Source organism: Streptomyces sp. NBC_01408 (assembly GCF_026340255.1).
Classification (GTDB): domain Bacteria; phylum Actinomycetota; class Actinomycetes; order Streptomycetales; family Streptomycetaceae; genus Streptomyces.
In genome coordinates, this window is record NZ_JAPEPJ010000004.1 from 25681 (window position 1) to 51354 (window position 25674).

The following is a 25674-nucleotide window of genomic DNA, read 5'->3' on the forward strand; positions in this document are numbered from 1 at the left end:
TGACGAAGTGTTCGGTCCTCAGGCACACGTCCAGCTCGGTGTGGCCGGTGCCGAGAGCCCGCTCACCGCAGGACGCCTTGCCCGAAGGAACCGAGCGGGGTGAGGTTCTGCCAGCAACGCACCGGATCGTGCTCGACGGCCCATGCGAAGCAGCAGGCCCGGCAGTCGGCCATGGGCCCGCCGAACCTGGTCGCGACGCGGGCCGGCATCCGGCACCCGTGGCAGGTCATGTGTTCGCGGTCGCAGGCCCCGTCGGGATGGGCCGGAGATGTCTTGACCTTCAGCTGGAGCCGGGAGAGGTCGAAGGCCTCGCGCTCCATCCTGGGGAGGTCGTCCCACCCTGGGCGCATCACCGCTGCCGCGAAGAGGCGGCCCGCCGGGTGGCGCGGTTCGACCTCGGGGAACAGTCGTCGTGCGCGTACGAAGGCGGCCGGACACCGGACGCCGAGAACTCCGAGTCGTCGACCAGATTCGCCGGGACCGCCGCCACCGGGTGGTCGCAGTACACACAGAACTCGCCGCTCACCGAACGGCCTCGATGTCGGCGACGGCCGTCTGCGGGTCACCGGCCTCACCGGCTGGGAGCAGTGCTCTCGTGACAGCCCCGCAGTCCCAGCACGCCTCCCCGTGCAGGCGTGCAACGCTGATGCTCATTTCCCGCTCCCATCTGCCGTGCCGTGTGGGCAGATGCAGGATGGGCGACGGCGAGCGCTACAAGGGATACAGCTCGTATCCCCTCTCGGCAGAAGTCAGACGGCGCCGATCCAATCGGCGAACGCGGTCAGGCTCTCGGCGTCGGCCCGCTTGATGCGGCGAATCGTCTCGATGTCCTCGCGCGCCCATGGATGCCCCCGGACATGCTGCGGGGCGAGACGCCGAGCCACCTTCAGGGACTCGAACGCGGCATCGGGGCAACCCGCCCACAGCTGGGCACGCCCCAGCTCGACGTAGAACCCAGACCGGCGCTCGGCGGGAATCTCGTCCCCGGGTTTCCACTCCCGAGCCACGTCCAGGGCGACGCCGATGTGGTCCCGGCCGAGGCTGACCGCGACGGCCACCTGATGAATCCGGACGCTGGACGGGCCGAACGCGGTGCCCAGGTAGACGCCTTCGGCCAGGCCGTCCGCGAGCTGCTCGGCATCGTCGAGGTGCCCGTAGGCTGCGGCTGCGTTGCCGGCGCGGGCCGCTACCACGGCGGTCCGCATGTGCAGGGCGCCCCGGACAGCCGCGCCACGTTCGGCGCCCACCCGCGGAACGGCGTCGAGTGCCCGCTCCAGAACAGCCTGACCGGCGCGATAAGCCCGCGCCGCGAGAAACGTCTCCGCGTGGACGTAGGCAGCCGTGGCGACCACATCCGGGTCCCCGGTCTGAGCGGCGGCCCACCGCATGACGTCGATCAGCCGGGCCGACAGGTCGTAAGCGCCGTACTTGTACGCCACGGCGTCTACCGCCCGGGCCGCAGCGACGACAAGACGGGCAGCCTCAGCGCGGCCCGCGCCAGTGGCAGCGGGCAGGTGGGCGAGCGCGTCGGCAAGCAGCGCGGGCGCCGCAGCGGCGATGCGTCCGTACTGGGCCGCGAGCCGCCAGCCGGTCGCCTCCTGCACTGCCCGCGTGAGTTCCGCCAGCGAGCGCGCGGGCGGGTCGAGGGCGATGTCGTACCCGGCGATGGCCGCCGAGATCGCCGGCAGTGCGGCGTGCACCCGACGGTGGGTACCGGTGTACGCCGGATCGAGCCGGGACGCGTCCACGCCGAGCGCGGAGGCCAGCGCCTCCAGTACGACCGGCGACGGTGTGCGGACTCCCCGCTCAATGCTCTTCACCATGGGCAGGGAGACATGCGACTCGCGGGCGAGATCCTGCTGAGTCATGCGCCGGGCCCGGCGCCGTGCGGCGATCCGCTGCCCGATGTGATCGGCCATGCGCGCACCGTACCGCCCGCGGAACAACCGTGCTGCGCCTACTGCTTGACGATATCGACGAGGTCGTTCAATGAGTCGATCGACCAGTCGGCGGCCGCCCGGACCGTGGGATCGTCAGCCCACCAGAACCCCCACGGTCCGCGCCGCAGGTGCGCGGTCCGCAACCCTGCCTCCCGGGCCGGAACAACATCGTTGGCCGGATGGTCGCCTACGTACAGGGTCTCGTCCGCAGGAGCTCCGGACACCTCCAGCACGCGAGCGAAGAACCCTGCGTCGGGCTTCGCCACCCCCCAGTCCCCGGACGTCGCGATCAGATCCGCCGACAGGTTCAGGGCGCGTAGCAGCTCGCCCGCACGCCTGGTCTGGTTCCCGGCGACAACGACCCGGGCCCCGGCCTCGCGGAGTGCTGCAAGCGCCGGGCGGACGTCCTCGTACAGGTCGCTGTCGTCGAGCTGCTCGCCATGACCGGCGGCCTCTCGCGCCGCGTACTCGGCTGCCACGTCAAGGCCCGGCCTCAGCATGCGGAGCGCATCGGCATTGTCCCGGCCATCGACCACCACGGCACCGACGAGGGCGGACAGAGTGTGTCTGGGCACGCTCAGCCAGTCGGCCCACGCCCCCCAGTACCGGTCATCGCGGGTCAGGGTCTCGCCTACGTCCAACACGACGGTACGGATCACCGGGCCAGCCTACGGGCCGGAATCCGACGAGCGGGAGGGGACTTTGTGGCAGCCCTCTGCGCTCGTCCGCTCGGCACGAAGGGAGACCCGCCGCGGCTCCTGCGCGTCGGCGCCGCCTACGCTCGTCGGATGGCGGGCGATGAGCCCGTGGCAGGACGCAACGGTGGGCCGGGAACCGGCAGAGATCCTGGCACCCGTGACCAAGGGGGTATGACATGGGCGTGCCGCAGCCGATGACACACGAGCAGATCGCCGAGCAGCTGGCCGGCCTGCCGGGGTGGGAACAGGACGGGGATGCGATCACCCGCACCTACCCCATCCGCTACCACGCGGCGGTGGCCGCGATCGTGACGATCGCCGACCGGTCCCGGCGTATCCAGCACCATGCAGACCTTGATCTCCGCATCGATCACCTGCGCGCTTCGATCACCACCCACGACGCGGGCAACCGCCTGACCCGAGCCGATTTCGATCTCGCTCACCGGATCGACGAGATCGTGGCCGCACATCAGGCGATTCCGTTGGACTGACCCTGGACACACGGCCGGAAGAGGGTCCCGCCCTGCCCATGCGCCGATCCCTTGCCCGTCAGGAAAGGGATCGTGCCGTCGGCTTCGTCATGCTGTGCGTCGCAGGGGTACGACGTTGCTGCGGCTCGGCTGGGCTGCCGGGCCGAGGCCGTAGTACGTGATGTTCCCGTGGCGCTGCGCCACTTTCAGCCAGCCGGCCGCCGTGAGGGCGGGCAGTTGCTTGCAGAACGTCGTCCGGTTCATGCCCATCGCCTCTGCGATCTCCTGGCCGGTCATGACAACGCCGTACGCGAAGTCCGGGTCCTTCACGGCAGTCAGGTAGAACAGCACGATCCGCATCTCTGGGTGGGTCAGGGACAGGGTCTTCGCAAGGACCGCGGGATCGACCCCGTCCTCGACAAGCCTGTACGCGCTCATGCCGTGCGTCCTTTCTGCTCTGCTCGGGGATACCGGGGGTGACGGGCTCACGATAGGCCTCGGCATCCTCGTGCTGCTGCTTCCCGCCGCTTCGCGAGGCGTGGTGCGGAGTGGCCCGGTAGTAGACGGTCCGCCCGTGCCTCTCGGCTTCGAGGATCCACCTGCCCTTGGCGAGCTTCTTCATCGCCGAGGCCACGGTCCGCGTCGTGATGCCGAGGTAGTTGGCCATCCTCTGCCGTGACCAGCGCAGTACATCGCCGCGCTTCTCAGGGCCGTGCACGTGCAGCGCAAGGATGTCCCGGTCCGAGGGAGTCAGTCCGGACTCCTTGTTCAGGACCGCCATGCCCGTCCGGTTGCTTACGGCGGAGAAGCCCCCAGGGAAGTTGTAAGCGGGCGTTCTTGTATCGGCGTCCAGGTCTTCGAGTTCCTGGATCAGGCCGGTCTCAAGGTCGGCGAACCGACGCACGCGTGCAGGCTTTGCCGGCATCTCAGCAAGGCTCATCTTTCCCCCGGAGAACAATCACGGGGAGAGTATTTCATGAAACTGTTCCCAACAGCAACACTTCACATATGACTTAAGTAGATACTTTTATCCGATTATTCAAGTCCTGCCTGATGGTGAAATCAGAGACACATCACTGTTCCTCAGAGCCACAATATTGTGTCGCTGATTTCAACTTAAGATGAAATCAGCGACACTTCTGAATCGACGTTTCCGCAGGTCAGAGGTGTTCAAGTCGCGCGTCCCTCTTAGGTATATACACAGGACGCCGCAGAACAGGCCCTGGCCACCCCGGGCCTGCCGAACAGCAGCCGGCAACAGGGACGGCTGCACTCGTCGGGATCCGAGCCGTCACTGTCGGAGGCGCCCGGGCTGTCGAGTCCGAACGCCCCGGGGGGCGTCCGCCCTCACCAGCGGGGGCTCGTCCACCGTCGGCGGCGACCGGGTCCGTGCGGGGCTTCGATGGATACAGTGGCCGGCGCCGGTGGGGGCTGAGCGAATTCCGAATTGCCGGTGTCCGGCTTGCGGGTCTCGTCTGGGCACACCTTCTATGGCTGAGGTCTTTCAGGTCCGGCCGGGGCTGGGCACGCACGTCAGGGCCGAGGTCTGGAGCCGGCCAGGCGTCAGCCCGCGGGGAGGCGCACGTAGAGGGCGATCGCGAAAATGCCGGGCGGGCCGGGGCCGGGGCGCAGCCGGAGGGCGGGCATGACGAAGGCCCCGGGTGGGGCCGGGGCCTTCGGGGTGGTGCCGGGCTGAGGGTTAGACCGGGATGGCTTCCACGATCGAGACCGGGGAGCCCGTCGGGACGACGCGCTCCAGCTTGAAGCCGGCGCGGGCGACCAGGTCCGCGTACTGGGTGGCGGTGCGCTCCTTGCCGCCGACGAGCAGCATCAGCCACATGTCGACGAGCTTGCCCGAGTGCGGGGCGTTGAGCTCGTCCTCCGGGATCACCATCTCGACCAGCAGCAGCTTGCCGCCGGGCTTGATGGCCGCGCGGACGTTGCGCAGGATCTCCAGCACCTGGTGCTCGGGCCAGTCGTGCACGATGTGCTTGAGGACGTACGCGTCGCCGCCCTCGACGACCGGGTCGAACAGCCCGCCCGCGTGGGTGCTGCTGCGGTCCGCGACGCCCTGCTCGGCGAGGAATTCGGCCGCGCCGTTCCCGCCGACGCGGGGGTCGGAGAGGATTCCGCGGGTGTTCGGCGCGCTCTGCAGGATTCCCGAGAGAAGTCCACCCTGGCCGCCGCAGAAGTCCACGACCGTGCCGAATTCCGAGAAGTCGTAGGAGCCGACGACCGGCTGGGTCTCGGTGTCGGACATGTTGCCCATGCCCTTGATGAACACCTGGCCGTACTCCGGGTTCGCCTCCAGGTATTCGAAGGCGCCCATGCCGCGCAGCTTCGGCAGGCTCGGCTCGCCGGTGCGCACGGAGTCCAGCAGGTGGCTCCAGTCCTCCCAGTGGATCGGGTGGCCCATCAGCACGGCGATGTCGCGCATCGTCAGCGGGTGGTCCGCGCGCAGCGCGTCGGCCATCGGGGTCAGCGCGTAGGTGCCGTCCTCGCGTCCCTCGAAGATGTGGTGGCTGGCGAGCAGCCGCAGCAGCCGGTGGATGGCCTCCGCGTCCGCGTCGACCCGCTCCGCGATCTGCGCGGGTGCCAGCGGTCCCTCGTACAGGACCTCGGCGATCCGCAGCTCGGCGGCGACGTGAATCGCCTGCGTGACCATGGAGCCCATGGCCAGCTCCAGCAGCGCGAACGGCGCGAACTGGGCGGGAGGGGGCGGCAATGCGGGCATTCGGTTCCTCCAAGGCAGCAGCCTGAATTCTGTCCCAACCGCCGGAAGGGACCCGTCTCCCACCCACGATAGGGAAATTGCTCCAGGTGCCCTGGAGCCGTACTCGAATATGGCTGGTGCCGGGAATTCAGGTGTTCAACCGCCGAAATCCGGCAGTCGGACAGCGGCCGGTTTTCCCCTATCGTGGCGCAGGTTTCAATCTGCTCCCGGGGAAAACGGGGGGCGCCGACAAGGGAGAAACATGTCGAGTTCACGCAAGTCCTGGAAGAGGGCACTCCTGGCGGCGGGTGCGGCCGGCATCGTCGTCGCTCCGCTGGTCTCCGGGCCGGCGCAGGCCGATGCCGCGGTCGCGGGCACCGCGACGCTGGAGGTCCTGGCCACCGGCCTGAAGAACCCCCGCGACATCACCGCGCTCAACGACGGCACCCTGCTGGTGGCGGAGTCCGGCGAGGGCCTGGTGGGCTGCGCCGCGGGCGTGCAGTGCGCGGGGGCCACGGGCTCGATCTACAAGGTCAAGGGCACCTCCAAGAGCCGTGTCGTGACCGGACTGTCGTCCGTCGCCGCGGGCCCGGCCGCCGCCGGCGCCCCGGTCATCGCCGCGGGCCCGGCCCGCGTCGTGCCCGACCCGCAGGGCGGCTACCTCGTCCTGAGCAGCTTCGGCGGCAACCGCACCACCGCGGACCGTGACGCGCTCGGCGCCAACGCGAACCAGCTGGGCAAGCTCTTCCGCACCCGTGACGGCAAGGTCCTCGGCGACCTCGTCGACCACGAGACCCGGCTGAACCCGGACGCCGGCGACCTCAACGCCAACCCGTGGGGCTTCGTCCGCAACGGCTCCAGCTACCTGATCACCGACGCGGCCGCCAACACCGTGGTCCGCGCCGCGAGCGACGGCACCACCACCACGGCGCACATCCTGCCGAAGAACCAGCTGTCGAACACCACCGCCGCCGAGAGCGTGCCCACCGCCATCATCAAGGACTGGGACGGCACCCTCTACGTCGCCGACATGAGCGGCGGCAACCCGGGCGCCTCCCGCATCTGGAAGATCGAGCCGGGCGGCCAGCCGCAGGTGTTCGTCACCGGCCTGACCAACGTGGTGGACCTGGACTTCGACTGGAAGGGCGACCTCCTCGCCCTCACCTACAGCAAGACCACCCTGGCGGGCCCGCCCTCGGCCGGTGCGCTGATGGAGATCAACCAGTTCACCAAGGCGGTCAAGGAGATCCCGACCGGTGACCAGCTCAAGCAGCCGACCGGTCTCGCGGTCGACGTCTGGGGCGACGTGTACGTCACCAACAACACGGTCGGCACCGGCGGCCAGCTGGTGAAGGTCAAGTACTGACCTGAGCGCCCGCGCTGCGCGCACGCGCACGCTCTTCGACGGCCCCGCCGGTCCCCCAGCCGGCGGGGCCGTCGGCGTGCGGCGGCGCGGTACGCGGTGGTGGGCGGTACTCCGGTGGGGAACGGCTCGGGCGGCGCTCGACGGCCGCCGGAGCGGGGCGTCCCGAAGCCGCCCGGATCGGCATCCTGGCCGGGCATCCACTTGCGAAATACGACGCCCATGGAGGCTGCCGTGTCCCTTCACGCCGAGACCCCCGCCGCCGGAGACCGGACCGGTGTGTGGTTCGTCGGGGCCCGCGGGTCGGTCGCCACGACGGCGGTCGCGGGCTGCGCGGCGCTGGCCGCGGGGCTCGTTCCGCCGACCGGTCTGGTCACCGAGGCTGCGGCCTTCGCCGGCGGCTCCCTGCCCGCGCTGGGTTCGCTGGTCTTCGGCGGCCACGACACGGCCGCCGCGCCGCTGCCCAAGCGCGCGGAGGAACTGGCCGCGCAGGGCGTGCTGCCGCACTGGCTGCCCGCCGCCGTGCAGGGCGAGCTCGCCGCGGCCGACGAGCGGATCCGTACGGGCGGACCGCTGCCGGGCGACGACCGCACCGGTGAGGAGCTGATCGCCGCCTTCGCCGCGGACATCGGGGAGTTCGCCCGGTCCACCGGGGTCGCGCGCGTGGTCGTGGTGAACGTGGCCTCGACCGAGCCGGTCCCGGCGGGCGACGAGCTGCCGGCCAGTTCCCTGTACGCGGCGGCGGCGCTGCGGGCCGGCTGCGCGTACGTCAACTTCACCCCGTCGGCCGGGCTGCACCACCCGCGGCTCGCGGAGGCGGCCCGGGCGTCGGGCCTGCCGTACGCGGGCCGCGACGGCAAGACCGGGCAGACGCTGCTGCGGGCGGTGCTCGCGCCGATGTTCCACCAGCGGGCGCTGACGGTACGGGCCTGGTCGGGCACGAACCTGCTGGGCGGCGGCGACGGGGCGTCCCTGGCCGACCCGGCGGCCGCGGCCGCGAAGAACGCGGGCAAGGAGCGGGTGCTGGCCGACAACCTGGGCTCGGTGCCCGAGGGCGAGGTGCACATCGACGACGTGCCGGCGCTCGGGGACTGGAAGACGGCCTGGGACCACGTGGCCTTCGACGGGTTCCTCGGGACGCGGATGGTGCTCCAGACGATCTGGCAGGGCTGCGACTCGGCGCTCGCCGCGCCGCTGGTCCTGGACCTGGCCCGGCTGGCGGCCCGCGCCCACGAGGCGGGGCTGACCGGGCCGCTGGACGGACTCGGCTTCTACTTCAAGGACCCCGACGGCGGATCCTCGGCCCTGCCCGAGCAGTACGCCGCGCTGCTGGACTTCGCCGCCCGCCTGGACGGGTCCCGGTGACCGCCGCGCCCGCCACCGCGGCGTGCACCACCGCCGCGACCGCGTGCCCCACCGACGCCGCCGCCTCCACCACCGACGACTCCACCGCCGGCGCGCCCGCCGTCACCGCTGCGCCCGCCCCCGCGCCGCCGGCGGCCGGCCGGCTGCGGGCCTGGGCGGAACTGCTCAGGGTCCCCGCGGTGTTCACCGTGCCCGGCGACGCGCTCGCCGGAGCCGCGGCCGCCGGAGTGCGGCCCGGGCGCCGCAGCGTCCTCGCGGTCGGCGCCTCGCTGTGCCTGTACGAGGCGGGCATGGCCCTCAACGACTGGGCGGACCGCGAGGAGGACGCGGTGGCCCGCCCGCACCGGCCGCTGCCCTCGGGCCGGATCCGGCCCGGCGCCGCCCTCGCGGCCGCGGGCGTGCTGACGGCGGCCGGTCTCGCCCTGGCGGCGCGGGCCGGGCGCCCGGCGCTGGCCGTCGCCGTCCCGCTGGCGGCCACGGTCTGGGCGTACGACGTGCGGCTCAAGCACACCCCGGCGGGCCCGGCGGCCATGGCCTGCGCCCGCTCCCTGGACCTGCTGCTGGGCGCGGCCGCCGCCGCGGGCTCGGTCCGCCCGGCCCTGGCCCCGGCGGCCGTCCTGGGCGGCCACACCTACGCCGTCACCCTGGTCTCCCGCCGCGAGGCCGAGGGCGGTTCCACGGCCGCCCCGCTGGCCGCGCTCGCCGCGACGGGGCTGCTGGCCGCCTCGGTGGCCCGCCCGCCCGCGGCGGACCGGGGGCCGGACCGGGGGCCCTACGGGGCCGCCGTACGCGTCGCACTGGCCGCCGGGTACGCGACGACGTTCGCGCGGCCCCTCGTACACGCCGTGCTGCATCCGTCGCCGCCGCTCACCCAGCGGGCGGTCGGCGGGGGCATCCGGGCCATGATCGCGTTGCAGGGCGGGCTGATGGCGCGCGCCGGGGCGCCGGGGACCGCGCTGCTGACCGCCGCGCTCGCGCCCGTCGCCGCCCGCCTGGCGCGGAAGGTGAGCACCACATGAGCGCCCTGCGCCTGGGATACGGCACCAACGGCCTGACCGACCTGCGGCTCGACGACGCCCTCGCGCTGCTCGCCGACCTCGGGTACGACGGGGTCGGGCTGACGCTCGACCACATGCACCTGGACCCCTTCGCCCCCGACCTGGCCGCGCTGACGGCCCGTACCGCGCGGCGGCTGGCCTCGCTCGGGCTCGGCGTGACGGTGGAGACCGGCGCCCGCTACGTGCTCGACCCGCGCCGCAAGCACGGCCCCACCCTGCTCGACGCGGACGAGGACGCCCGCGGGGCCCGGACCGGTCTGCTGGTGCGGGCGGTCCGGATCGCCGCCGAGCTGGGCGCGCACGCCGTGCACTGCTTCAGCGGGGTGCTGCCCGAAGGCGTCGACGAGGACACCGGCTGGAAGCGGCTGGGCGAGTCCCTCGGTCCCGTCCTGGACGCGGCCGAGGAGTACGGGATGCCGCTCGCGATCGAACCCGAGCCCGGCCATCTGCTGGCCACGCTCGCCGACTTCCACCGGCTGCGGGCCGATCTCGGTGACCCGGGCCCGCTCGGCCTGACCCTCGACATCGGCCACTGCCAGTGCCTGGAGGACGACAGCCCGGCCGACTGCGTCCGGGCGGCCGGGCCGTGGCTGCGGCACGTGCAGATCGAGGACATGCGCCGGGGGGTCCACGAGCACCTGCCCTTCGGGGACGGGGAGATCGACTTCCCGCCCGTGCTGGAGGCCCTGGCCGCGACCGGCTACCAGGGGCTGACCGTCGTCGAGCTCCCCCGCCACTCCCACGCCGGGCCCGCGCAGGCCGCGCGGTCCCTGCGGTTCCTGCGTAACGGAGGCACGAGATGACCGCCCAGCACACCGAGCCCCGCGAGAGCCCGAACGCGACCCCGTACGAGACCGCGTACGAGGACGGAGCCCCGTACGAGCGGGTGCGCGCCGAGGCGTACGGCCCGCTCGACGACGCCGCCCGCGCCTGGCTGGACGCGGCCCTCGCCGACGCGGCCGCCGGGGCCACCGGCTGGGAGCTGCGCTTCGCCGAGGCCGGCCGCAACTGCGCCGCGCCCGACGCGGCCCGCGTGCTGCTGCTCGCCGCCGCCCGCCCCGGCGCGGCCACCGTGACCCGGCTCTACCGGCAGGGCAGCGCCGCCGAGCGGCGTGCCGTGCTGCTGGCCCTGCCGTACCTGGACCCCGCTCCCGGCGACGGCGTGCCGCTGGTCGAGGACGCCCTGCGCGCCAACGACACCCTGCTGGTGGCGGCCGCCCTCGGCCCGTACGCGGCCCGCCACCTGGCGCCGCACGCCTGGCGGCATGCGGTGCTCAAGTGCCTGTTCACCGGCGTCCCGCTGGCCGCGGTCGCGGGCCTGGAGCGGCGCGCCCGCGGGGACGGCGAACTGGCCCGGATGCTCACCGCCTTCGCCGCCGAACGCACCGCCGCCGGCCGCGCGGTCCCCGAGGACCTGCGCCGTGCGCTCACCCTGACCGAGGAGCAGTAAATGCGTATCTTCGACCCGCACATCCACATGACCTCGCGCACCACCGACGACTACGAGGCCATGTACGCGGCAGGCGTCCGCGCGGTCGTGGAGCCCGCATTCTGGCTGGGCCAGCCCCGGACCTCCCCCGCGTCGTTCATCGACTACTTCGACGCGCTGCTCGGCTGGGAGCCCTTCCGCGCCGCCCAGCACGGGATAGTCCACCACTGCACGATCGCGCTCAACCCCAAGGAGGCCAACGACCCGCGCTGCACCCCGGTGCTCGCGGAGCTGCCCCGCTACCTCGTCAAGGACCAGGTCGTGGCCGTGGGCGAGATCGGCTACGACTCGATGACGCCGGCCGAGGACCACGCGATGGAGGTGCAGCTCCAGCTGGCCGCCGACCACGGCCTGCCCGCCCTGGTGCACACCCCCCACCGCGACAAGCTGGAGGGGCTGCGCCGCACGATCGACGTCGTACGCGGGTCCGCGCTCGGCACCGGGCGGGCCCTGCTGGACCACCTGAACGAGTCCACGGTGAAGGAGGCCAAGGACAGCGGCGCCTGGCTGGGTTTCTCCGTCTACCCCGACACCAAGATGGACGAGGAGCGGATGGTCGCGGTGCTCAAGGAGTACGGGCCGGACCAGGTGCTGGTCAACTCCGCCGCCGACTGGGGCAAGAGCGATCCGCTGAAGACCCGCAAGGTCGGCGAGGCCATGCTGGCCGCGGGCTTCGACGAGGACGACGTGGACCTGGTGCTGTGGCGCAACCCGGTCGCCTTCTACTCGCTCAGCGGGCGGCTGCGCCTGGAGGCCGCCGCCACCGGCGCCACCCACGAGGGCAACTCGATCCTGCGCGGCGCCCCCAAGACCGTCCCCGCCGGGGTGTGAGCGGTGCGCTTCCGGCACGAGGACGGCTCCACCGTCCACCTCGCGTACTGCACCAACGTGCACCCGGCCGAGACCCTCGACGGGGTCCTCGCCCAGCTGCGCGACCATGCCGAGCCGGTGCGCCGCAGGCTGGGCGTGGGCCGGCTCGGCATCGGGCTGTGGCTGGCCGAGGAGGCCGCCCGCACCCTGGACCGCGACCCGCGCTCGCTGCTGGGGCTGCGCGCCGAGCTGGAGCGCCGCGGGCTGGAGGTCGTCACCCTCAACGGCTTCCCCTACGAGGGCTTCGGCGCCGAGGTGGTCAAGTACCGCGTCTACCGTCCCGACTGGGCCGACGCGCAGCGCCTGGAGTACACCCTGGCGCTGGCCCGGGTGCTGACCCGGCTGCTGCCCGACGACGTGGCCGAGGGCACGGTCTCCACGCTGCCGCTGGCCTGGCGCACCGGGTACGGGGAGGAGCGGGCCGCCCGCGCGCACGCGGCCCTGGAGGTCCTCGGCGAGCGGCTCGACGCCCTCGCGGAGGAGAGCGGCCGCTCGGTCCGCGTCGGCCTGGAGCCGGAGCCGGGCTGCGCGGTGGAGACCACCGCCGACGCGATCGGCCCGCTGAGCGCCCTCGGGCACGAGCGCATCGGGATCTGTGTGGACACCTGCCACCTGGCGACCTCCTTCGAGGAGCCGCGGGCGGCCTTCGCCGCCCTGGCCGCGGCGGACGTGCCGATCGTGAAGTCCCAGCTGTCCGCGGCCCTGCACGCCGAGCAGCCGGGGCGGCCCGAGGTGCGGGCGGCGCTGGCCGCCTTCGACGAGCCGCGGTTCCTGCACCAGACCCGTACGCGGAGCAACGGGGAGCTGCACGGCTGCGACGACCTGGGCCCCGCCCTGTCGGGTGGCCTCGCGACGGACACCGGGCCGTGGCGCTCCCACTTCCACGTGCCCCTGCACGCGGCGCCGCAGGCGCCGTTGACCTCCACCCGGCCCGTGCTGGAGGAGGCGGTGGCCGAGCTGGTCGGCGGCGAGCGGCCGCTGACCCGGCACCTGGAGGTGGAGACGTACACCTGGCAGGCGCTGCCGCCCGCGCTGCGGCCCCGCGACGCGGACCAGCTCGCCGACGGCATCGCCGCCGAACTCTCCCTCGTCCGCGACCTGCTGACGCACCACGGCCTGAAGGAACTGCCATGACGCCCGCCGCCCCGCCCCCGCCCACCGGCCAGAGCGCGACCCCGAGCACGGCCGCGACCCCGAGCACCGCCGCGACCCCGAGCACCGCCGCGACCCCGAGCACCGCCGCGATCCCGAGCACGGCCGCGGCGACGAGCCCGGCCGCGAGTCCGGGCGCGACCCCGCTGCTCGTGCTGGACGTCGTCGGTCTCACCCCGCGCCTGCTGGAGCACATGCCGCACCTGACGGCTCTGGCCCGGGGCGGCTCGCGCGCCGCGCTGGAGACCGTACTGCCCGCGGTGACCTGCTCGGTGCAGGCCACCTTCCTGACCGGCGCCACCCCGTCCGAGCACGGCATCGTCGGCAACGGCTGGTACTTCCGGGACCTCGGCGAGGTCCTGCTGTGGCGCCAGAGCCACGAGCTGATCGAGGGGGACCGCGTCTGGGACGCGGCGCGCCGGGTCCGGCCCGGCTACACGGTCGCCAACATCTGCTGGTGGTACGCGATGGGCTCGGGCGCCGACTGGACGGTCACGCCCCGTCCCGTCTACTACGCCGACGGCCGCAAGGAGCCCGACTGCTACACCCGGCCGCCGGCCCTGCACGACGAACTCACCGAGCGCCTGGGCACCTTCCCGCTGTTCACCTACTGGGGGCCGGGCGCCGGCCTGCCCTCCTCCCAGTGGATCATCGACGCGACCCGGCACGTCATGGCCACCCGCAGCCCCGACCTGACCCTGGCCTACCTTCCGCACCTGGACTACGACCTCCAGCGGTTCGGCCCCGACGACCCCCGCTCCCACCGTGCGGCCGCCGCGCTGGACGCCGCGCTCGCGCCGCTGCTGGCGGACGCCCGCGCCCAGGGCCGTACGGTCGTGGCGCTCTCCGAGTACGGCATCACCCGGGTCAGCCGCCCGGTGGACATCAACCGCGCCCTGCGCCGCGCGGGGCTGCTGGAGGTCCACACCCAGGACGGCATGGAGTACCTCGACCCGGGCGCCTCGCGCGCCTTCGCCGTCGCCGACCACCAGGTCGCCCACGTCTACGTGCGCCACCCCGAGGACCTCGGCGCCGCCCGCGAGGCGCTGGCCGGACTCCCGGGCCTGGCGCTGCTCCTGGACGAGGACGGCAAGAAGGCCGAGGGGCTGGACCACCCGCGCTCCGGCGAACTGGTCGCCGTCGCCGAGCCGGACGCCTGGTTCACGTACTACTACTGGCTCGACGACGCCCGCGCCCCCGACTTCGCCCGGCTGGTGGACATCCACCGCAAGCCCGGTTACGACCCCGCCGAGCTGTTCCTGGACCCCGAGGACCCGTACGTCCGGGTCAGGGCCGCGGGCGCGGTGGCCCGCAAGAAGCTCGGCATGCGCTACCGGATGGCGGTCGTCCCCCTGGACCCCTCCCCCGTCCGCGGCAGCCACGGCCGGCTGCCCGGGCACCCCGACGACGGCCCGCTGGTGCTGTGTTCGGTGCCGGCGGCCGTGTCGGGCCAGGTCGCGGCCACCGAGGTGAAGGCTCTGCTGCTGGAGCTGGCCGGGCTGACCGGGGCCTGAGAGCGGGCCCTTGCGGGGCGGCCGGGACCGGGGGCCGGCCGCCTGCGGGTCCCGGCTCCACCCGGTCCCGATCCAAGCTCTGGGGCCAGTCGAGAGCGTGCGGGGAGGATCGGACGCATCCCGTACCAGCTGTGGCCGAGAAGACTCAAAGGGGTCCATGCCCGTGGAAAACAACGCTTCGTCGGCTGCGCTGTCCGGGCGGGCCGAGCGGATTGCCTCGCGCAGCCGCGGTGACAACTGGAAGAAGGCGCCGCGCCGCATCGAGAAATCCGAGTGCATCACCTGCGACAGCTGCCTGCGCGGCTGCCCGGCGGAGTTCGGTGCCATCTTCGACCGCGGCCTCGACGTCGTGATCATCCCCGAGCTGTGCTCGGGCTGCCCGGCCTGCGTCCTGGAGTGCCCCGTCGACTGCATCTACGTCGACGAGGACTGGACCCCCACCGACGACTCGATGTGGAACCACATCGAGCTCACCGCCGGAGGTACGTCATGACCGGGCCCGCCGAGCGCGAGTCCCGCCGCGCCGTCAACGCCAGGAAGCGGATCAGCCGCCGGCCCAGCCGGCTCGGCACTCCCGCCGGAACCACCCTCAAGCCGGACCGCGAGGGCGAGCCCGACGCCGGCTTCCCCAGCCTGCTCAAGCGGGCCTGGCAGCGCGCCACCGAAGCCGGTGACCCGCGCTCCTCGGTCGAGGTGCTGCTCACCCTCGACGGCTACGTCCCCGCCGACGTGCAGCTGCGGGCGCTGAGCACCGCGGACGAGGCGGCGCTCAAGGTGCTGTCCGGGCTGACCTGGCGTGCCGAGGGCGGTGTCGACCTCGTCGCGGAAGCCGCGGCCGCGGCCGACGCGTCCGCGGACACCGGTGCGCAGCCCGCGTTCCTCGGCGAGATCGCCCTCGCCACCAGCGGCCGCATCCTGCTGCGCGTCCCCTCCCAGGCTCCCCTCGACAAGCAGAACCTGGTCGGCGGCGTGCTGCGCGTGCCGTGGACCGCGCGCCAGCTGGCCGCGTACGCCGAGGAGACCCGGCTCGCCGCCGACCTGCTCGCCGAGTCGGTCGCCGACTGCCGGCAGTGGCTCGCGGACCAGGGCGCCGAGGCCCGTGACGAACTGCTCGAGCAGGCGAAGGAAGCGGCCCTGCGCAACGCGCCCTTCGTGCTCTACCAGGAGCAGAAGCAGTACACGAACTTCCGCGACCAGAACACCCTCACCGGCAAGACCCTGTGGCCGGGCCACCCGGACTGCGCGCTCAGCAGCCTCCAGGGCCTGCCCCTGGACCTGTGGTCGGACAACGACGTCCAGATGGTCGTCTGCCTCACCCTGCTCATCCGCTCGGCCGGCTTCGGCCGGATCGAGGAGGCGAACAACACCCAGCTGACCGTCGACCACGTCGCGTACATGCTGGAGCGGGTCCGCCGGGGCTACAACGGCGTCGCGGGCGCCGAACCGGTCGCCCCCGCGGCCTCGCACCGCGTCAAGGACCTCGGCGACCTCGCCGACGCCCTGCGCGCCCGCCGCCAGGAGCGGGCCACCAACAGGCTGCTCTACCGCGAGATCCACGGCGCCCTCATGCACAAGATCGAGCGCGTGGCCGGAACTCCCGCCGAGGGCGTCCGCGCCCGCGAGGAGGCGGTCACCGACCGGCTGCGCGAGCGCCTTCCGCTGACCGGCGCCACCCTGGAGGAGCTCGGCCTGCACCTCGCCGCCGCCCCCGAGTGGCTCGCCGTCCCGCACGGCGGCTACGGCACCGGCCTGGAGTCCCTCGTGTACGAGACGGTGGCCGCGACCTCCGAGGCCTTCCGCGCCGACTTCGCGATGAGCCGGGGCATGCGTTCGCTGCCCGCGCTGATCAGGGCGCTGCGCGAGGAGAGCTGGGCGGAGATCTGCGACTGGGACATCACCAACTTCTTCTGCTGCGTGGTGCCGCTGCCCGAGGCGCGCCGCCACTTCGCGGACTCGGCGGCCGCGCTCGCCGACACCGCGTGGGCCATGTCCTCGCGGATGCAGTACAACTCCTGGCACTTCGTCCCGGGCAACGTGCCGCGCGTGCCCGAGGTGCTCGCCCGCGACCACTTCGTGCCGCCGACCATCCCGGACATCGCCTTCTACTCCGACCAGCACCACCACGGGCACGTCAACAACAAGGTGCGGTTCTCCATCCGTTCCCCGCAGTCCGTCACCGTGGACGGGCGCCGCTTCAACGGGTTCATGGACCTGCGGCTGCTGCGCTGCGACGGCACGCCCTTCAACGAGCAGGACATGCTCGCCGCCCACCGCGTGTCGGCCTTCATCGCCCGGGCCACGAGCCTGGTCGCGGCGATGGCCGCCGCCGGTGAGCACGTCGAGGTCACGTCCTTCGACGCCGCCTGGCACTGGTCGGCCATCACGGGAGAGGGGGCGGCGGCGCCCGAGCCGGCGGCAGCCCGTCCCGCGGCTCCCGAGCCGGTGGCGGCCGAGCCGGTGGCGGCCGAGCCGGTGGCGCCCGTGCCCCTGAGGGCCGAAGCCGCCCGGGGGCAGGCCCGCCGCGCGTCCTAGGGAGTGTCGGTCACAGCAGCGTCGCACCCGCCCGCCCCTCGCCCCGCCGGGGGTGCTCTTGAAGGAGAGCCGATGACCGCCCGCGGCATCAGCCACACCAAGGAACTCCTCAGCCGGGGAGAGATCTCCGCCGTCGAACACGTCCAGGCCGTCCTGACCGCCATCCGCGAGCGGGACACCCTGGGCGCGTTCGTCACGGCCGCGGGCGACGAGGCCCTGCGGGACGCGGAGCGGGCCGACGCCCGTATCCGCGAACGCGGCCGGGAGGCCTGGTGGGACATGCCGCTGCTGGGCGTGACCGTCTCCGTCAAGGACCTGCTGCAAACCCGGGACCTGCCCACCACGCGCGGTTCGCTGCTGCCCAACGACCGCCCGCGGGCGGACGCGCCGGCCGTGGCCCGGCTGCGCGCGGCCGGGGCCGTGGTCGTCGGCAAGACCACGACCTCCGAGTACGGCTGGAGCGCCTCCACCGTCAGCCGGGTCGCCCCGCCCACCCGCAACCCCTACGATCCGCGGCTGACCGCGGGCGGCTCCAGCGGCGGAGCCGCCGCGGCGGTCGCGGCGGGGCTGTGCGAGGGCTCGCTGGGCACCGACGGCAGCGGCTCGATCCGGATCCCGGCCGCCTTCTGCGGCGTGGTCGGCTACAAGCCCTCGTACGGCCGCGTGCCCTACTCCGCCAACGGCGCCGAACGCCTCGCCCACCAGGGCCCCATCGCCCGCAGCGTCGCCGACGTCACCCTGCTCGGGCAGATCGTCTCCGGCCCGCACCCGGGCGACCCCGACTCCGGCCTCGGCTCGCTCGACACGCCGCGCGACAACCGCCGGCTGCGGATCGGCTGGATCGAGTACGAGGGGACCACGGACGGGATCCGCCGGGCCACCGCCCAGGCCCGCTCCGTGCTCGCCGCGCAGGGGCACCGCGTCGAGGACATCGAGGTCCGCTGCAACGACCTGTACCCCGCCCTGGTCGACCTGCTCGCCGCGTCCGAGGCCGCCGGCACCTCCGCCGAGGACGAACAGTGGTGCGACCCGGGCCGGCTGGAGGTCGTACGGTACGGGCGCACCCTGAGCGGGGCCGCCGTGATGCGGGCCGAGGGGGTGCGCCAGGAGCTGCGCCGCACGCTGCGCTCGGTCATGGACCGCTACGACCTGCTCGCCATGGCCACCGTGCCCGTCGAACCCTTCGCGGCGGGGGCCATCGGACCCGCCTGGGCGGCCGACCCGCGCGACCTGCTGTGGCTGTCCTGGGCGCCCGCCTCGTACCCCTTCAACATGACGGGCCAGCCCGCCGTGTCCCTCCCGGCCGGGCTGACCGCCTCCGGGCTCCCGGCGGGGGTGCAGCTCGTGGGCCCGGTCGGCGCGGACGACCTGGTGCTCACCGTGGCGGGCCGCCTGGAGGCGGACCTGGCGCCGCTGCCGCAGCCGCCCGCCGCGGCGCCCGAGCCCGTCGCCGTATCCGCAGCCGTACCCGCGGCACTTGCCGAAAGGACGCTCTGAGCCATGTTTGCCCGGTCATGGTCGACCCCCTCCGCGGAGGGCAGTGTCGGGTGTCCCTCGTTCGTCGCCGACCACGCGCTGTGGGACGGCGCGCAGCTCGCCGCCGCCGAGCGGATCGAGGCGGGCCTGGACGGGGTGGACTTCGTGCGCCTGGTCTTCGCCGACCCGCACGGCCTCGCCCGTTCCAAGACGCTGACCGCCCGGGCCTTTCGCGGCGTGCTGCGCAACGGCATGAACTTCAGCCCCGGCCCCTTCCTCAAGGACACCGGGTGCGCCACCGCCGTCGACTACCGCGGCGAGCACGGCATCGGCGTCGACGAGATCTCGGGCCTGGGCAACTTCGTCCTGGTGCCCGACCCGCTGACCTTCCAGTCGCTGCCCGGCGAGGGGCCGCGCACCGCCTGGGTGATCGGCGACGAGTACCTGCGCGACGGCACCCCGCACCCGCTGTCCTCGCGGGGCGTGCTGCACCGCACCCTCGCCCGCTACGCCGGCCGCGGCCTGTCGCCCGTCCTCGGACTGGAGGTCGAGTGGTACCTCACCCGCCGCCTCGACGAGGACCCCGGCAACGCGGGCAACGGCTTCGGGCTCCAGGGCGAGGCCCCGCGGGTCGCGGCGATGAACGCGGGCTACCAGTTCAACCTGGACGCCGCCTACGACTCCGTGGCCCCGCTCACCGACCCGCTGGCGCTGGAACTGCTGCGGCTCGGGCTGCCGCTGCGGTCGATGGAGCACGAGATGGGGCCCGGCCAGGTCGAGACCACCTTCGACCCGATGTCCGCCCTGGACACCGCCGACGCGATGCTGCTGTTCCGCACCTTCACCAAGGGGTACTGCGCCCGCCGCGGCCACCACGCCTCCTTCATGTCCCAGCCGCGGATCGAGGGGGCCGACCCGAGCGGCTGGCACCTGAACCAGTCCCTGGTGGACACCGCCACGGGCCGCAACGTGTTCAGCGCCGAGGGACTGTCCGCCGGCATGTCGCCCAACAGCAAGGCCTACGCCGACGGCCTGCTGTCCTGGCTGCGCGACCTGTTCCTGCTGTCGGTGCCCACCGTCAACGGCTACCAGCGCCTCAGCTCCGCGCACGCCCTGTCCCCCACCCGCGTCGGGCTGAGCCTGGAGGACCGTACGGCGATGCTCCGCGTGGTCGGCAGCGGCGCGGGCGCGCACATCGAGAACCGCATCGGCGAGCCCTGCGCCAACCCGTACCTCAACATCGCGGCCCAGCTGTTCGCCGGACTCGACGGACTCGACGGACTCACCGCGGGCGCCACGGGCACCGGGGGGCCGGGCTCCGAGGAACCCCCGAACCCCTCCGGCGAGTTCGTGCCCCAGTCCCTGCGCGAGGCCCTGGAGGCCTTCCGCTCCGGCCGGGCCGCCCGGCTGCTCGGCGAACCGCTCGCCGCCTGCCTGGCCAAGCTGAAGGAGAGCGAGCTGCGCCGGTACGAGGCGTGGGCCCTGCAGGCCGCGCCCGTTCCGGGGCGGGTCACGCAGTGGGAGCAGCGCGAGTACTTCGCGGCGTTCTGAGCCCGGCCCGACCGACCCTCACCACCCCACCGGACGAAGGACCCTTCGTGATTCCTCGCTTCATGCTGCCGCAGATGGCGGACCTCTTCTCGGACGAGTCCCGCTACGCGACCTACGTCCGTGTCGAGATCCTCGCGTCCGAGGCGCAGGTGCGGCTCGGACGCGTACCGGCCGAGGCGGTCGAGGACATGCGCCGGGCCCCGGTGCCGACGCCCGCCCGGGTCGAGGAGCTGGAGAAGGAGCGCGAGCACGAGGTGCTGTCCTTCCTCGCGGCGTACTGCGAGGGCATGCCGGCTTCCTCGGCGCGCTGGGTGCACCTCGGCATGACCAGCTACGACCTGGTCGACACGGCGCTGGGCCACACCCTGGCCCGCGCCACCGACCTGCTCGCGGACGCCGGGAAGCGGCTGCGGCGCGTCCTGGTCGACAAGGCCTTCGAGCACTGGGACACGGTGATGGTGGGCCGCACCCACGGGGTGCACGCGGAGCCCACCACCTTCGGCCACAAGCTCGCCACCTTCGCCTTCGCCGTCGACCGCTCGCTCACCCGGCTCGCCGCGGCCCGCGAGGCCGTCGCCGTGGGCACCGTCTCCGGCTCGGTCGGCACGTACGCGCTGATCGACCCGTACGTCGAGCAATACGTGTGCGAGGCGCTGGGCCTGGGTGTCGAACCGGCCCCCAGCCAGGTCGTCGCCCGCGACCGGCACGCGCAGCTGCTCCAGGCCGTGGCCGCCCTCGGCGCCTGCGTGGAGCAGATCGCCCTGGAGCTGCGGCTGCTCCAGCGCACCGAGGTCCGGGAGGTCGAGGAGGGGCGCTCCAGCGCCTACCAGGGTTCCAGCGCCATGCCGCACAAGCGCAACCCGACGGTCAGCGAGCGGCTGAACGGCCTGGCGCGGCTGCTGCGCGGTTACGCGAACACGGCCCTGGAGAACGTGCCGCTGTGGCACGAGCGGGACATCGCCCACCAGGCCGTCGAGAAGGTGATCCTGCCCGACAGCCTGTCCGTCGGCCACTACCAGGCGACGGTGGCGGCGGACCTGGTGGCCTCGCTCACGGTCCACCCGGAGCGGATGCGCGCGCACATCGACCAGACCGACGGCCTCGTCTACAGCTCCTCGGTGCTGGCCGAACTGCTCAGCGACGGCATGGAGCGCGAGGCGGCGTACCGCTCGGTGCAGGCCGCCGCGAACCACACGATCGCCACCGGTGAGCACTTCGGGGACTCCCTGGCCAGGAACGGCATCGACCTGGGGGTCCTGCGGCCGGAGCGGTTCCTCGTCAACCACCACGTCGTCCGCGAACGGCTGGAGGGGCTCCGTAAGCTCGCGGACTGATCACCTGCCCCCGGGCGGCGCGAAGCCCCGGCCGCCCTCCGTCCAGCGTCCACCGATCCACCACGCATCCTCGCCATCACGCCATCACGCCATCCACGCCACGACCGGAGCCTGACCATGACCGCGAACTGGGCCGAGAACGCCTCCGCCATCCTCGAGAACGACCACGTCCTGCTGACCCCGGTCAGCGAGGCCGACCGCGAAGGCGTCCGCGCCGTGGCCATGGACCCCGACATCTGGCGCTACTTCACCGTCGTCGTCGGCTCCGACGGCGACTTCGAGTCCTTCTTCGACGGCAACCTCCGCGAGCAGGAAGCCGGCCGCCGCGCCGTCTACGTGATCACCGACAAGGCGACCGGCCGGACCGCGGGCAGCATGAGCCTGCTCAGCATGGCCGAGGCCGACCGCCGCCTGGAGATCGGCGCGTCCTGGCTCGGCAAGGACTTCCGCGGCAAGGGCATCAACCACTGGGCCAAGTCCCTGCTGCTCCAGCACGCCTTCGAGGCGCTCGGGGCCGAGCGCGTCGAGTTCAAGACGGACGTCCTCAACCTCCAGGCACGCCGCGGCCTGGCCAACATCGGCGCCACCGAGGAGGGCACCCTGCGCAGCTTCAACTACATGCCGGGCGGCCGCCGCCGCGACGCCGTCTTCTACAGCGTGCTGCGCGCCGAATGGCCCAAGGTGAAGGAGAACCTCGCGGCCGGCCCGAAGGCGAAGCAGGCCGTCTCGGGATGAGCATCGCCTTCGTCCCGGCTTCGGGCACCCCCCGCGAGCTCGGCCTCGCCCACGGCCGGGCCCTGGCCGCCCCGCTGCGCGGCTTCCTCGACGACGGCCTGGCCCGGCTGAACCACCTCGTCCGCGAGCCCCTGACGCTCCAGGAGCTGCTGCCGTCGATCGCCGCGTACCGCACGGTGATCGAGGCGGCCCTGCCGGACCTCGCCGAGGAGGTGGCGGGCCTCGCCGAGGGCGCCGGGATCAGCGAGGACGAGGCCTGGCTGCTCCAGCTCCGCCGCGAGGTCATCGGCTACAACAAGGTGCCCACCGCCGGGGACTGCACCACGTACGCCCGCACGGCCCGCGCCGGCACCGGCCCCGCGGCCGTCCCGGTGCTGGCGCAGACGGTGGACCTGAACGCGAACCTGGACACCCACATCAGCGTCCTGCGCATCGCCCGCGCCGGCTCGCCGCGCCGCTCCCTGGTGCTGAGCTTCGCCGGTCTCCTCGGCTACCTGGGCCTCAACAGCGACGGCCTGGCCATCGGCCTGAACCTGGTCACCGACGGGCAGTGGCGCCCGGGCGTGTCCCCGTACCTGGCCATCCGCCACCTGCTGGACACGGCCGGCTCCGTCGACCAGGCCCTGAAGATCCTCGCCGGGCTGCCGCTGGCCAGCTCCCGCTCGCTGATGCTGTGCGACCGCGAGCGGGCGGTGTACGCGGAGATCTGCGGAAACGACATCCGGGTGACCGAGCCCGCCTCCGGGGAGGCGGTCCACACGAACCACTACCTGCACGAGGAGTTCGTCCCCTTCGACCGGCAGACCGCCGCCGACCGCGTCTCCTCCGACCTGCGGCTGGATGCCGCCGCCCGCGGCCTGGCCGGCCTCGCACCGGACGCGGGCGCGGAGGACCACTTCGCCGTCCTGTCCCGGCCGCCGGTCTGCATACCCGACCACGGCGACATCCGCGTCGAGCACACGGTCGCGGCCGCGGTGCTCTTCCCCGCGCAGGGCCGGCTCCACCTGCGCCCGGGCGACCCCTCCCGATCGGCCACCCGGGTCTTCACCGTATGACCCTGGACGGGCACCGGAGTCCGCGAGGAGCTTAGGGGGTGTCCGGTGGGTCAGGGCCGGGCTTCCCGACCCTGACCCACCGGACACCCCCTGGTCCGCGGGCTCTGCGCCCGGGCTGTATCAGGACTCGACCGGGGGTCTGTAGGTTCGTCGGCGGGACGCGGTCCGGACCTGCCCTGGCAGGTCCGCACCTGACCGCGTGCCGGCGTGTCCGCGTCCCGCCGACGCACCGATTCCACGCAGGCCGCGCAGGACCCTCGGGGGAGGCATGACTCAGATTCCGTCACCGGCACTGCTGGAGCCCCACGCACCCGTCCCGCATCCCATCCGCCTGGTCAAGGACGGTGTGGCCGGCTCCGTGCCGCGCACCGCCGCCTCGTTGCCGGGGCGGCGCATCCTGGTGGTCGACGGGGACGGCGAGGTCGCCGACTCCCTGGTGACCCAGCTGCGCAGGCACGGCCACGAGTCCGTGGGCGTGCGCCGCGGCAGCGCCGCCCTCCAGGCGTACGAGGAGATGGACCTGGTCCTGCTCGACCTCGAACTGCCCGACCTGGACGGCCTGGAGGTCTGCCGGGCCATCCGGTCCGTCAGCCGGGTCCCCGTCATCATCGTCACGGCCCGCCAGTCCGAGCTGGACTGCGTACTGGGCCTCCAGGCGGGCGCCGACGACTACGTGACCAAGCCGTACGGGCTGCGCGAGCTGATGGCCCGTATCGAGGCCGTCATGCGGCGCGCGCAGTGGCAGCCGGCCGCCGTCCAGGAGATCCGCCGCGGTCCGCTGCACATCGACGTGAACTCCCGCGAGGTCACCGTGGAGGGCGTCGAGATCGCCCTGACCCGCAAGGAGTTCGACCTGCTGTGCCTGCTGGCCTCGCACCCGGACACGGTCGTCCCCCGCAAGCAGCTGCTCCAGCAGGTGTGGGGGGACTCCTGGTCGCGGCGTACGGTCGACACCCATGTCAGCAGCCTGCGCGGCAAGCTGGGCGACAGCGGGTGGATCGTGACGGTACGGGGCGTGGGGTTCAAGCTCGGCAACGCGTGAACGCCTCCGGGCGGTCCCCCGGGGCCGGCCGGGGACGTCGGCGCGGGCCCCGGCACGCGCGTCGTCGCGGGCCCCGGAACGGGCCGGGTCCGGCGGGCGTCACCAGGTGCGGCCGGCCACCACGCGGGCGCCGCGCTCCGGGGCCGGCCGCCCCTCCTCGCTGACCCGCAGTTCGTCGGCGAACAGCTGCCACAGCTCCGAGTAGCCGCTCATCAGCTCCGCCATCTGCCCGGTGCAGTGCGGCGGCAGGTTGGCGATGATGCGCTGGCGGTCGCGGGCCACCAGCGAGCAGGCGTCCAGCATCCGCAGGATGTTGCGGCCCACCTCGTTCAGGCGCAGCGAGGGGTCCCGCCGCAGCGCGTCGAAGATCACGAACAGTTCGCCGGGCGACCTGGCCTCCGCGCCCCGCTCCTCGCCGTCCTGCTCCCGGTCCCGCTCGCGCCGGCCGCGGTCGGCCACCAGGACGCCCCGCTGGCGGGGCGGCACCGGGTCCTCGCCGCGCTGCAGCCGGTCGCGTACGTCGGCGACGGTCGCCGGGGAGATCCCGGCCTGGCGGGCGATGGTCCGCAGCGAGGCCTTCGGGTCGGAGGTGAGCAGCTGCCCGGCGAGTTCGCGGCCCTGGGCGGTGCTCAGCGGCCGGGCCCGCCCGTCGAGGCCCACCCGGCGCTCGCACTGCGGCAGGTCGTCCGCGCGCAGCCGTATCTCGGAGACCTTCTTGGCGGACAGGCCGGCGACGACGGCGATGGCCCGGTCCGACCAGTGGGGGCGCGCGGTGAGGATGCGCTGCGCGGCGCAGACCCGGTCGGCCTGGGACAGCGGGCGTCCCTGGGCCACGTTCAGCGCCACGGCCAGCAGGGCGGCGTCCTCCTGGGAGCCGTCGAAGAACCGGGCCGCGATGTGCTCGCGCCCCTTGAGTCCGGCGGCCCGCAGCCGGTGCAGCCCGTCGATGACGGTCATGGTCGGGCGGTGGACGAGGATCGGCGGGAGCTCGGTCTCCAGTTCGGCGAGGGTGAGCGCCCAGTCGCCGTCCACGCCGGCGGTGCGCGGGGTGAAGGAGACCGTCACGTCGGCGACCCGTATCCGCTCCACGGGTGTCCCGCGCAGGACCGTGTCCCGCAGGGCGAGCAGGGAGTCCGAGCTGCTGTCGTAGGGCACGCGCACGACCTGGTTGGCCATCACCGGGACTCCTCGTTGACGCAGGCGGTCGGGCAGAACGGGGCTGGCGGGCCAAGGCGGCCCTCCACGGAGCCTTTCAACGCGGGCTGACGCCACGCTGACGGGCACCTGATACCCCCGGGCCCACGTCGGGGGCGGGCG

Annotated in this window: 24 protein-coding genes; 17 read left to right on the plus strand and 7 right to left on the minus strand. The window is 73.4% G+C overall.

All coding sequences use genetic code 11. From position 1 onward, the window contains the following. Positions 1-62: 62 nt before the first annotated feature. The 4 genes from OG447_RS31580 to OG447_RS31595 form a co-directional block, all read right to left on the minus strand. Positions 63-350 carry a hypothetical protein gene (locus tag OG447_RS31580; protein WP_266941039.1) on the minus strand — a complete coding sequence of 96 codons (288 nt, stop codon included), beginning with the start codon at positions 348-350 and terminating at the stop codon, positions 63-65. A gap of 172 nt (positions 351-522) precedes the next feature. Then, complete coding sequence (locus OG447_RS31585) at positions 523-654, minus strand: hypothetical protein (RefSeq protein WP_266941041.1); 132 nt, start codon at positions 652-654, stop codon at positions 523-525. Positions 655-749: 95 nt separating this feature from the next. Next, positions 750-1919: a helix-turn-helix domain-containing protein gene (locus OG447_RS31590; protein ID WP_266941043.1), complete on the minus strand. Its 1170-nt coding sequence runs from the start codon at positions 1917-1919 to the stop codon at positions 750-752. 38 nt (positions 1920-1957) lie between these two features. Next, positions 1958-2599, minus strand: coding sequence for an HAD family hydrolase (locus tag OG447_RS31595; protein ID WP_266941045.1), 642 nt, complete (start codon positions 2597-2599; stop codon positions 1958-1960). A 215-nt stretch (positions 2600-2814) separates the two neighbouring features. Here OG447_RS31595 and OG447_RS31600 point away from each other — a divergent pair, with 215 nt between their 5' ends. Continuing rightward, positions 2815-3129, plus strand: coding sequence for a 4a-hydroxytetrahydrobiopterin dehydratase (locus OG447_RS31600; protein WP_266941047.1), 315 nt, complete (start codon positions 2815-2817; stop codon positions 3127-3129). Positions 3130-3216: 87 nt separating this feature from the next. On the opposite strand, the gene OG447_RS31605 is transcribed toward OG447_RS31600, so the two are convergent. Together OG447_RS31605 and OG447_RS31610 are read right to left on the minus strand one after the other, a co-directional pair. Continuing rightward, complete coding sequence (locus OG447_RS31605; RefSeq protein WP_266941049.1) at positions 3217-3546, minus strand: hypothetical protein; 330 nt, start codon at positions 3544-3546, stop codon at positions 3217-3219. Between the two features lie 1261 nt (positions 3547-4807). Beyond that, positions 4808-5842 carry a methyltransferase gene (locus OG447_RS31610; protein WP_266941051.1) on the minus strand — a complete coding sequence of 345 codons (1035 nt, stop codon included), beginning with the start codon at positions 5840-5842 and terminating at the stop codon, positions 4808-4810. 241 nt (positions 5843-6083) lie between these two features. Between OG447_RS31610 and OG447_RS31615 the strand changes: the two genes are divergently transcribed. From OG447_RS31615 to OG447_RS31690, 16 genes are all read left to right on the plus strand, one after another. Further along, on the plus strand, positions 6084-7187 hold the full coding sequence (locus OG447_RS31615) for a ScyD/ScyE family protein (protein WP_266941053.1): 1104 nt from the start codon (positions 6084-6086) through the stop codon (positions 7185-7187). Between the two features lie 219 nt (positions 7188-7406). Beyond that, on the plus strand, positions 7407-8549 hold the full coding sequence (locus OG447_RS31620; RefSeq protein WP_266941055.1) for an inositol-3-phosphate synthase: 1143 nt from the start codon (positions 7407-7409) through the stop codon (positions 8547-8549). 143 nt (positions 8550-8692) lie between these two features. Continuing rightward, positions 8693-9568 (plus strand): SCO3242 family prenyltransferase, encoded by an 876-nt coding sequence (locus OG447_RS31625; protein WP_266941109.1) that lies wholly within the window; start codon positions 8693-8695, stop codon positions 9566-9568. After that, positions 9565-10410, plus strand: coding sequence for a sugar phosphate isomerase/epimerase (locus OG447_RS31630; protein ID WP_266941056.1), 846 nt, complete (start codon positions 9565-9567; stop codon positions 10408-10410). Before OG447_RS31625 ends, OG447_RS31630 begins: the two co-directional genes overlap by 4 nt. Further along, positions 10407-11057 (plus strand): EboA domain-containing protein, encoded by a 651-nt coding sequence (locus OG447_RS31635; protein ID WP_266941058.1) that lies wholly within the window; start codon positions 10407-10409, stop codon positions 11055-11057. Before OG447_RS31630 ends, OG447_RS31635 begins: the two co-directional genes overlap by 4 nt. After that, the gene (locus tag OG447_RS31640) at positions 11058-11927 is read left to right on the plus strand and encodes a TatD family hydrolase (RefSeq protein WP_266941059.1); all 870 of its coding nucleotides are present in this window, start codon (positions 11058-11060) and stop codon (positions 11925-11927) included. 3 nt (positions 11928-11930) lie between these two features. Then, complete coding sequence (gene eboE / locus OG447_RS31645) at positions 11931-13100, plus strand: metabolite traffic protein EboE (protein ID WP_266941060.1); 1170 nt, start codon at positions 11931-11933, stop codon at positions 13098-13100. Then, complete coding sequence (locus tag OG447_RS31650) at positions 13097-14632, plus strand: nucleotide pyrophosphatase/phosphodiesterase family protein (protein WP_266941061.1); 1536 nt, start codon at positions 13097-13099, stop codon at positions 14630-14632. Before eboE ends, OG447_RS31650 begins: the two co-directional genes overlap by 4 nt. A 157-nt stretch (positions 14633-14789) precedes the next feature. Beyond that, on the plus strand, positions 14790-15125 hold the full coding sequence (locus tag OG447_RS31655) for a 4Fe-4S dicluster domain-containing protein (RefSeq protein WP_266941062.1): 336 nt from the start codon (positions 14790-14792) through the stop codon (positions 15123-15125). After that, a complete protein-coding gene (locus tag OG447_RS31660; protein WP_266941063.1) occupies positions 15122-17164 on the plus strand; it encodes a hypothetical protein in 2043 nt (680 codons plus the stop codon). The genes OG447_RS31655 and OG447_RS31660 overlap by 4 nt, the downstream gene beginning before the upstream one ends. A gap of 72 nt (positions 17165-17236) precedes the next feature. Continuing rightward, positions 17237-18661: an amidase gene (locus OG447_RS31665; protein ID WP_266941065.1), complete on the plus strand. Its 1425-nt coding sequence runs from the start codon at positions 17237-17239 to the stop codon at positions 18659-18661. 3 nt (positions 18662-18664) lie between these two features. Continuing rightward, positions 18665-20191 (plus strand): glutamine synthetase family protein, encoded by a 1527-nt coding sequence (locus OG447_RS31670; protein WP_266941067.1) that lies wholly within the window; start codon positions 18665-18667, stop codon positions 20189-20191. A 47-nt stretch (positions 20192-20238) separates the two neighbouring features. After that, a complete protein-coding gene (gene purB, locus OG447_RS31675; protein WP_266941068.1) occupies positions 20239-21525 on the plus strand; it encodes an adenylosuccinate lyase in 1287 nt (428 codons plus the stop codon). 117 nt (positions 21526-21642) lie between these two features. After that, a complete protein-coding gene (locus OG447_RS31680; RefSeq protein ID WP_266941069.1) occupies positions 21643-22260 on the plus strand; it encodes a GNAT family N-acetyltransferase in 618 nt (205 codons plus the stop codon). Next, entirely contained in the window at positions 22257-23315 is a 1059-nt protein-coding gene (locus tag OG447_RS31685; protein WP_266941070.1) for a C45 family peptidase, read from the plus strand. Before OG447_RS31680 ends, OG447_RS31685 begins: the two co-directional genes overlap by 4 nt. Positions 23316-23583: 268 nt before the next feature. Next, the gene (locus tag OG447_RS31690) at positions 23584-24357 is read left to right on the plus strand and encodes a response regulator transcription factor (protein WP_266941071.1); all 774 of its coding nucleotides are present in this window, start codon (positions 23584-23586) and stop codon (positions 24355-24357) included. A 99-nt stretch (positions 24358-24456) separates the two neighbouring features. On the opposite strand, the gene OG447_RS31695 is transcribed toward OG447_RS31690, so the two are convergent. Beyond that, on the minus strand, positions 24457-25533 hold the full coding sequence (locus tag OG447_RS31695) for a transcriptional regulator (protein WP_266941072.1): 1077 nt from the start codon (positions 25531-25533) through the stop codon (positions 24457-24459). Positions 25534-25674 lie beyond the last annotated feature (141 nt).

Excerpts from the sequence above, each read along its gene's own strand:
- OG447_RS31580 (WP_266941039.1), bottom strand. The coding sequence starts at position 350 with ATGCGCCCAGGGTGGGACGACCTCCCCAGGATGGAGCGCGAGGCCTTC.
- OG447_RS31585 (WP_266941041.1), bottom strand. The coding sequence starts at position 654 with ATGAGCATCAGCGTTGCACGCCTGCACGGGGAGGCGTGCTGGGACTGC.
- OG447_RS31590 (WP_266941043.1), bottom strand. The coding sequence starts at position 1,919 with ATGGCCGATCACATCGGGCAGCGGATCGCCGCACGGCGCCGGGCCCGG.
- OG447_RS31600 (WP_266941047.1), top strand. The coding sequence starts at position 2,815 with ATGGGCGTGCCGCAGCCGATGACACACGAGCAGATCGCCGAGCAGCTG.
- OG447_RS31605 (WP_266941049.1), bottom strand. The coding sequence starts at position 3,546 with ATGAGCGCGTACAGGCTTGTCGAGGACGGGGTCGATCCCGCGGTCCTT.
- OG447_RS31610 (WP_266941051.1), bottom strand. The coding sequence starts at position 5,842 with ATGCCCGCATTGCCGCCCCCTCCCGCCCAGTTCGCGCCGTTCGCGCTG.
- OG447_RS31615 (WP_266941053.1), top strand. The coding sequence starts at position 6,084 with ATGTCGAGTTCACGCAAGTCCTGGAAGAGGGCACTCCTGGCGGCGGGT.
- OG447_RS31620 (WP_266941055.1), top strand. The coding sequence starts at position 7,407 with ATGGAGGCTGCCGTGTCCCTTCACGCCGAGACCCCCGCCGCCGGAGAC.
- OG447_RS31630 (WP_266941056.1), top strand. The coding sequence starts at position 9,565 with ATGAGCGCCCTGCGCCTGGGATACGGCACCAACGGCCTGACCGACCTG.
- OG447_RS31635 (WP_266941058.1), top strand. The coding sequence starts at position 10,407 with ATGACCGCCCAGCACACCGAGCCCCGCGAGAGCCCGAACGCGACCCCG.
- OG447_RS31640 (WP_266941059.1), top strand. The coding sequence starts at position 11,058 with ATGCGTATCTTCGACCCGCACATCCACATGACCTCGCGCACCACCGAC.
- OG447_RS31650 (WP_266941061.1), top strand. The coding sequence starts at position 13,097 with ATGACGCCCGCCGCCCCGCCCCCGCCCACCGGCCAGAGCGCGACCCCG.
- OG447_RS31655 (WP_266941062.1), top strand. The coding sequence starts at position 14,790 with ATGCCCGTGGAAAACAACGCTTCGTCGGCTGCGCTGTCCGGGCGGGCC.
- OG447_RS31660 (WP_266941063.1), top strand. The coding sequence starts at position 15,122 with ATGACCGGGCCCGCCGAGCGCGAGTCCCGCCGCGCCGTCAACGCCAGG.
- OG447_RS31665 (WP_266941065.1), top strand. The coding sequence starts at position 17,237 with ATGACCGCCCGCGGCATCAGCCACACCAAGGAACTCCTCAGCCGGGGA.
- OG447_RS31670 (WP_266941067.1), top strand. The coding sequence starts at position 18,665 with ATGTTTGCCCGGTCATGGTCGACCCCCTCCGCGGAGGGCAGTGTCGGG.
- OG447_RS31680 (WP_266941069.1), top strand. The coding sequence starts at position 21,643 with ATGACCGCGAACTGGGCCGAGAACGCCTCCGCCATCCTCGAGAACGAC.
- OG447_RS31685 (WP_266941070.1), top strand. The coding sequence starts at position 22,257 with ATGAGCATCGCCTTCGTCCCGGCTTCGGGCACCCCCCGCGAGCTCGGC.
- OG447_RS31690 (WP_266941071.1), top strand. The coding sequence starts at position 23,584 with ATGACTCAGATTCCGTCACCGGCACTGCTGGAGCCCCACGCACCCGTC.
- OG447_RS31695 (WP_266941072.1), bottom strand. The coding sequence starts at position 25,533 with ATGGCCAACCAGGTCGTGCGCGTGCCCTACGACAGCAGCTCGGACTCC.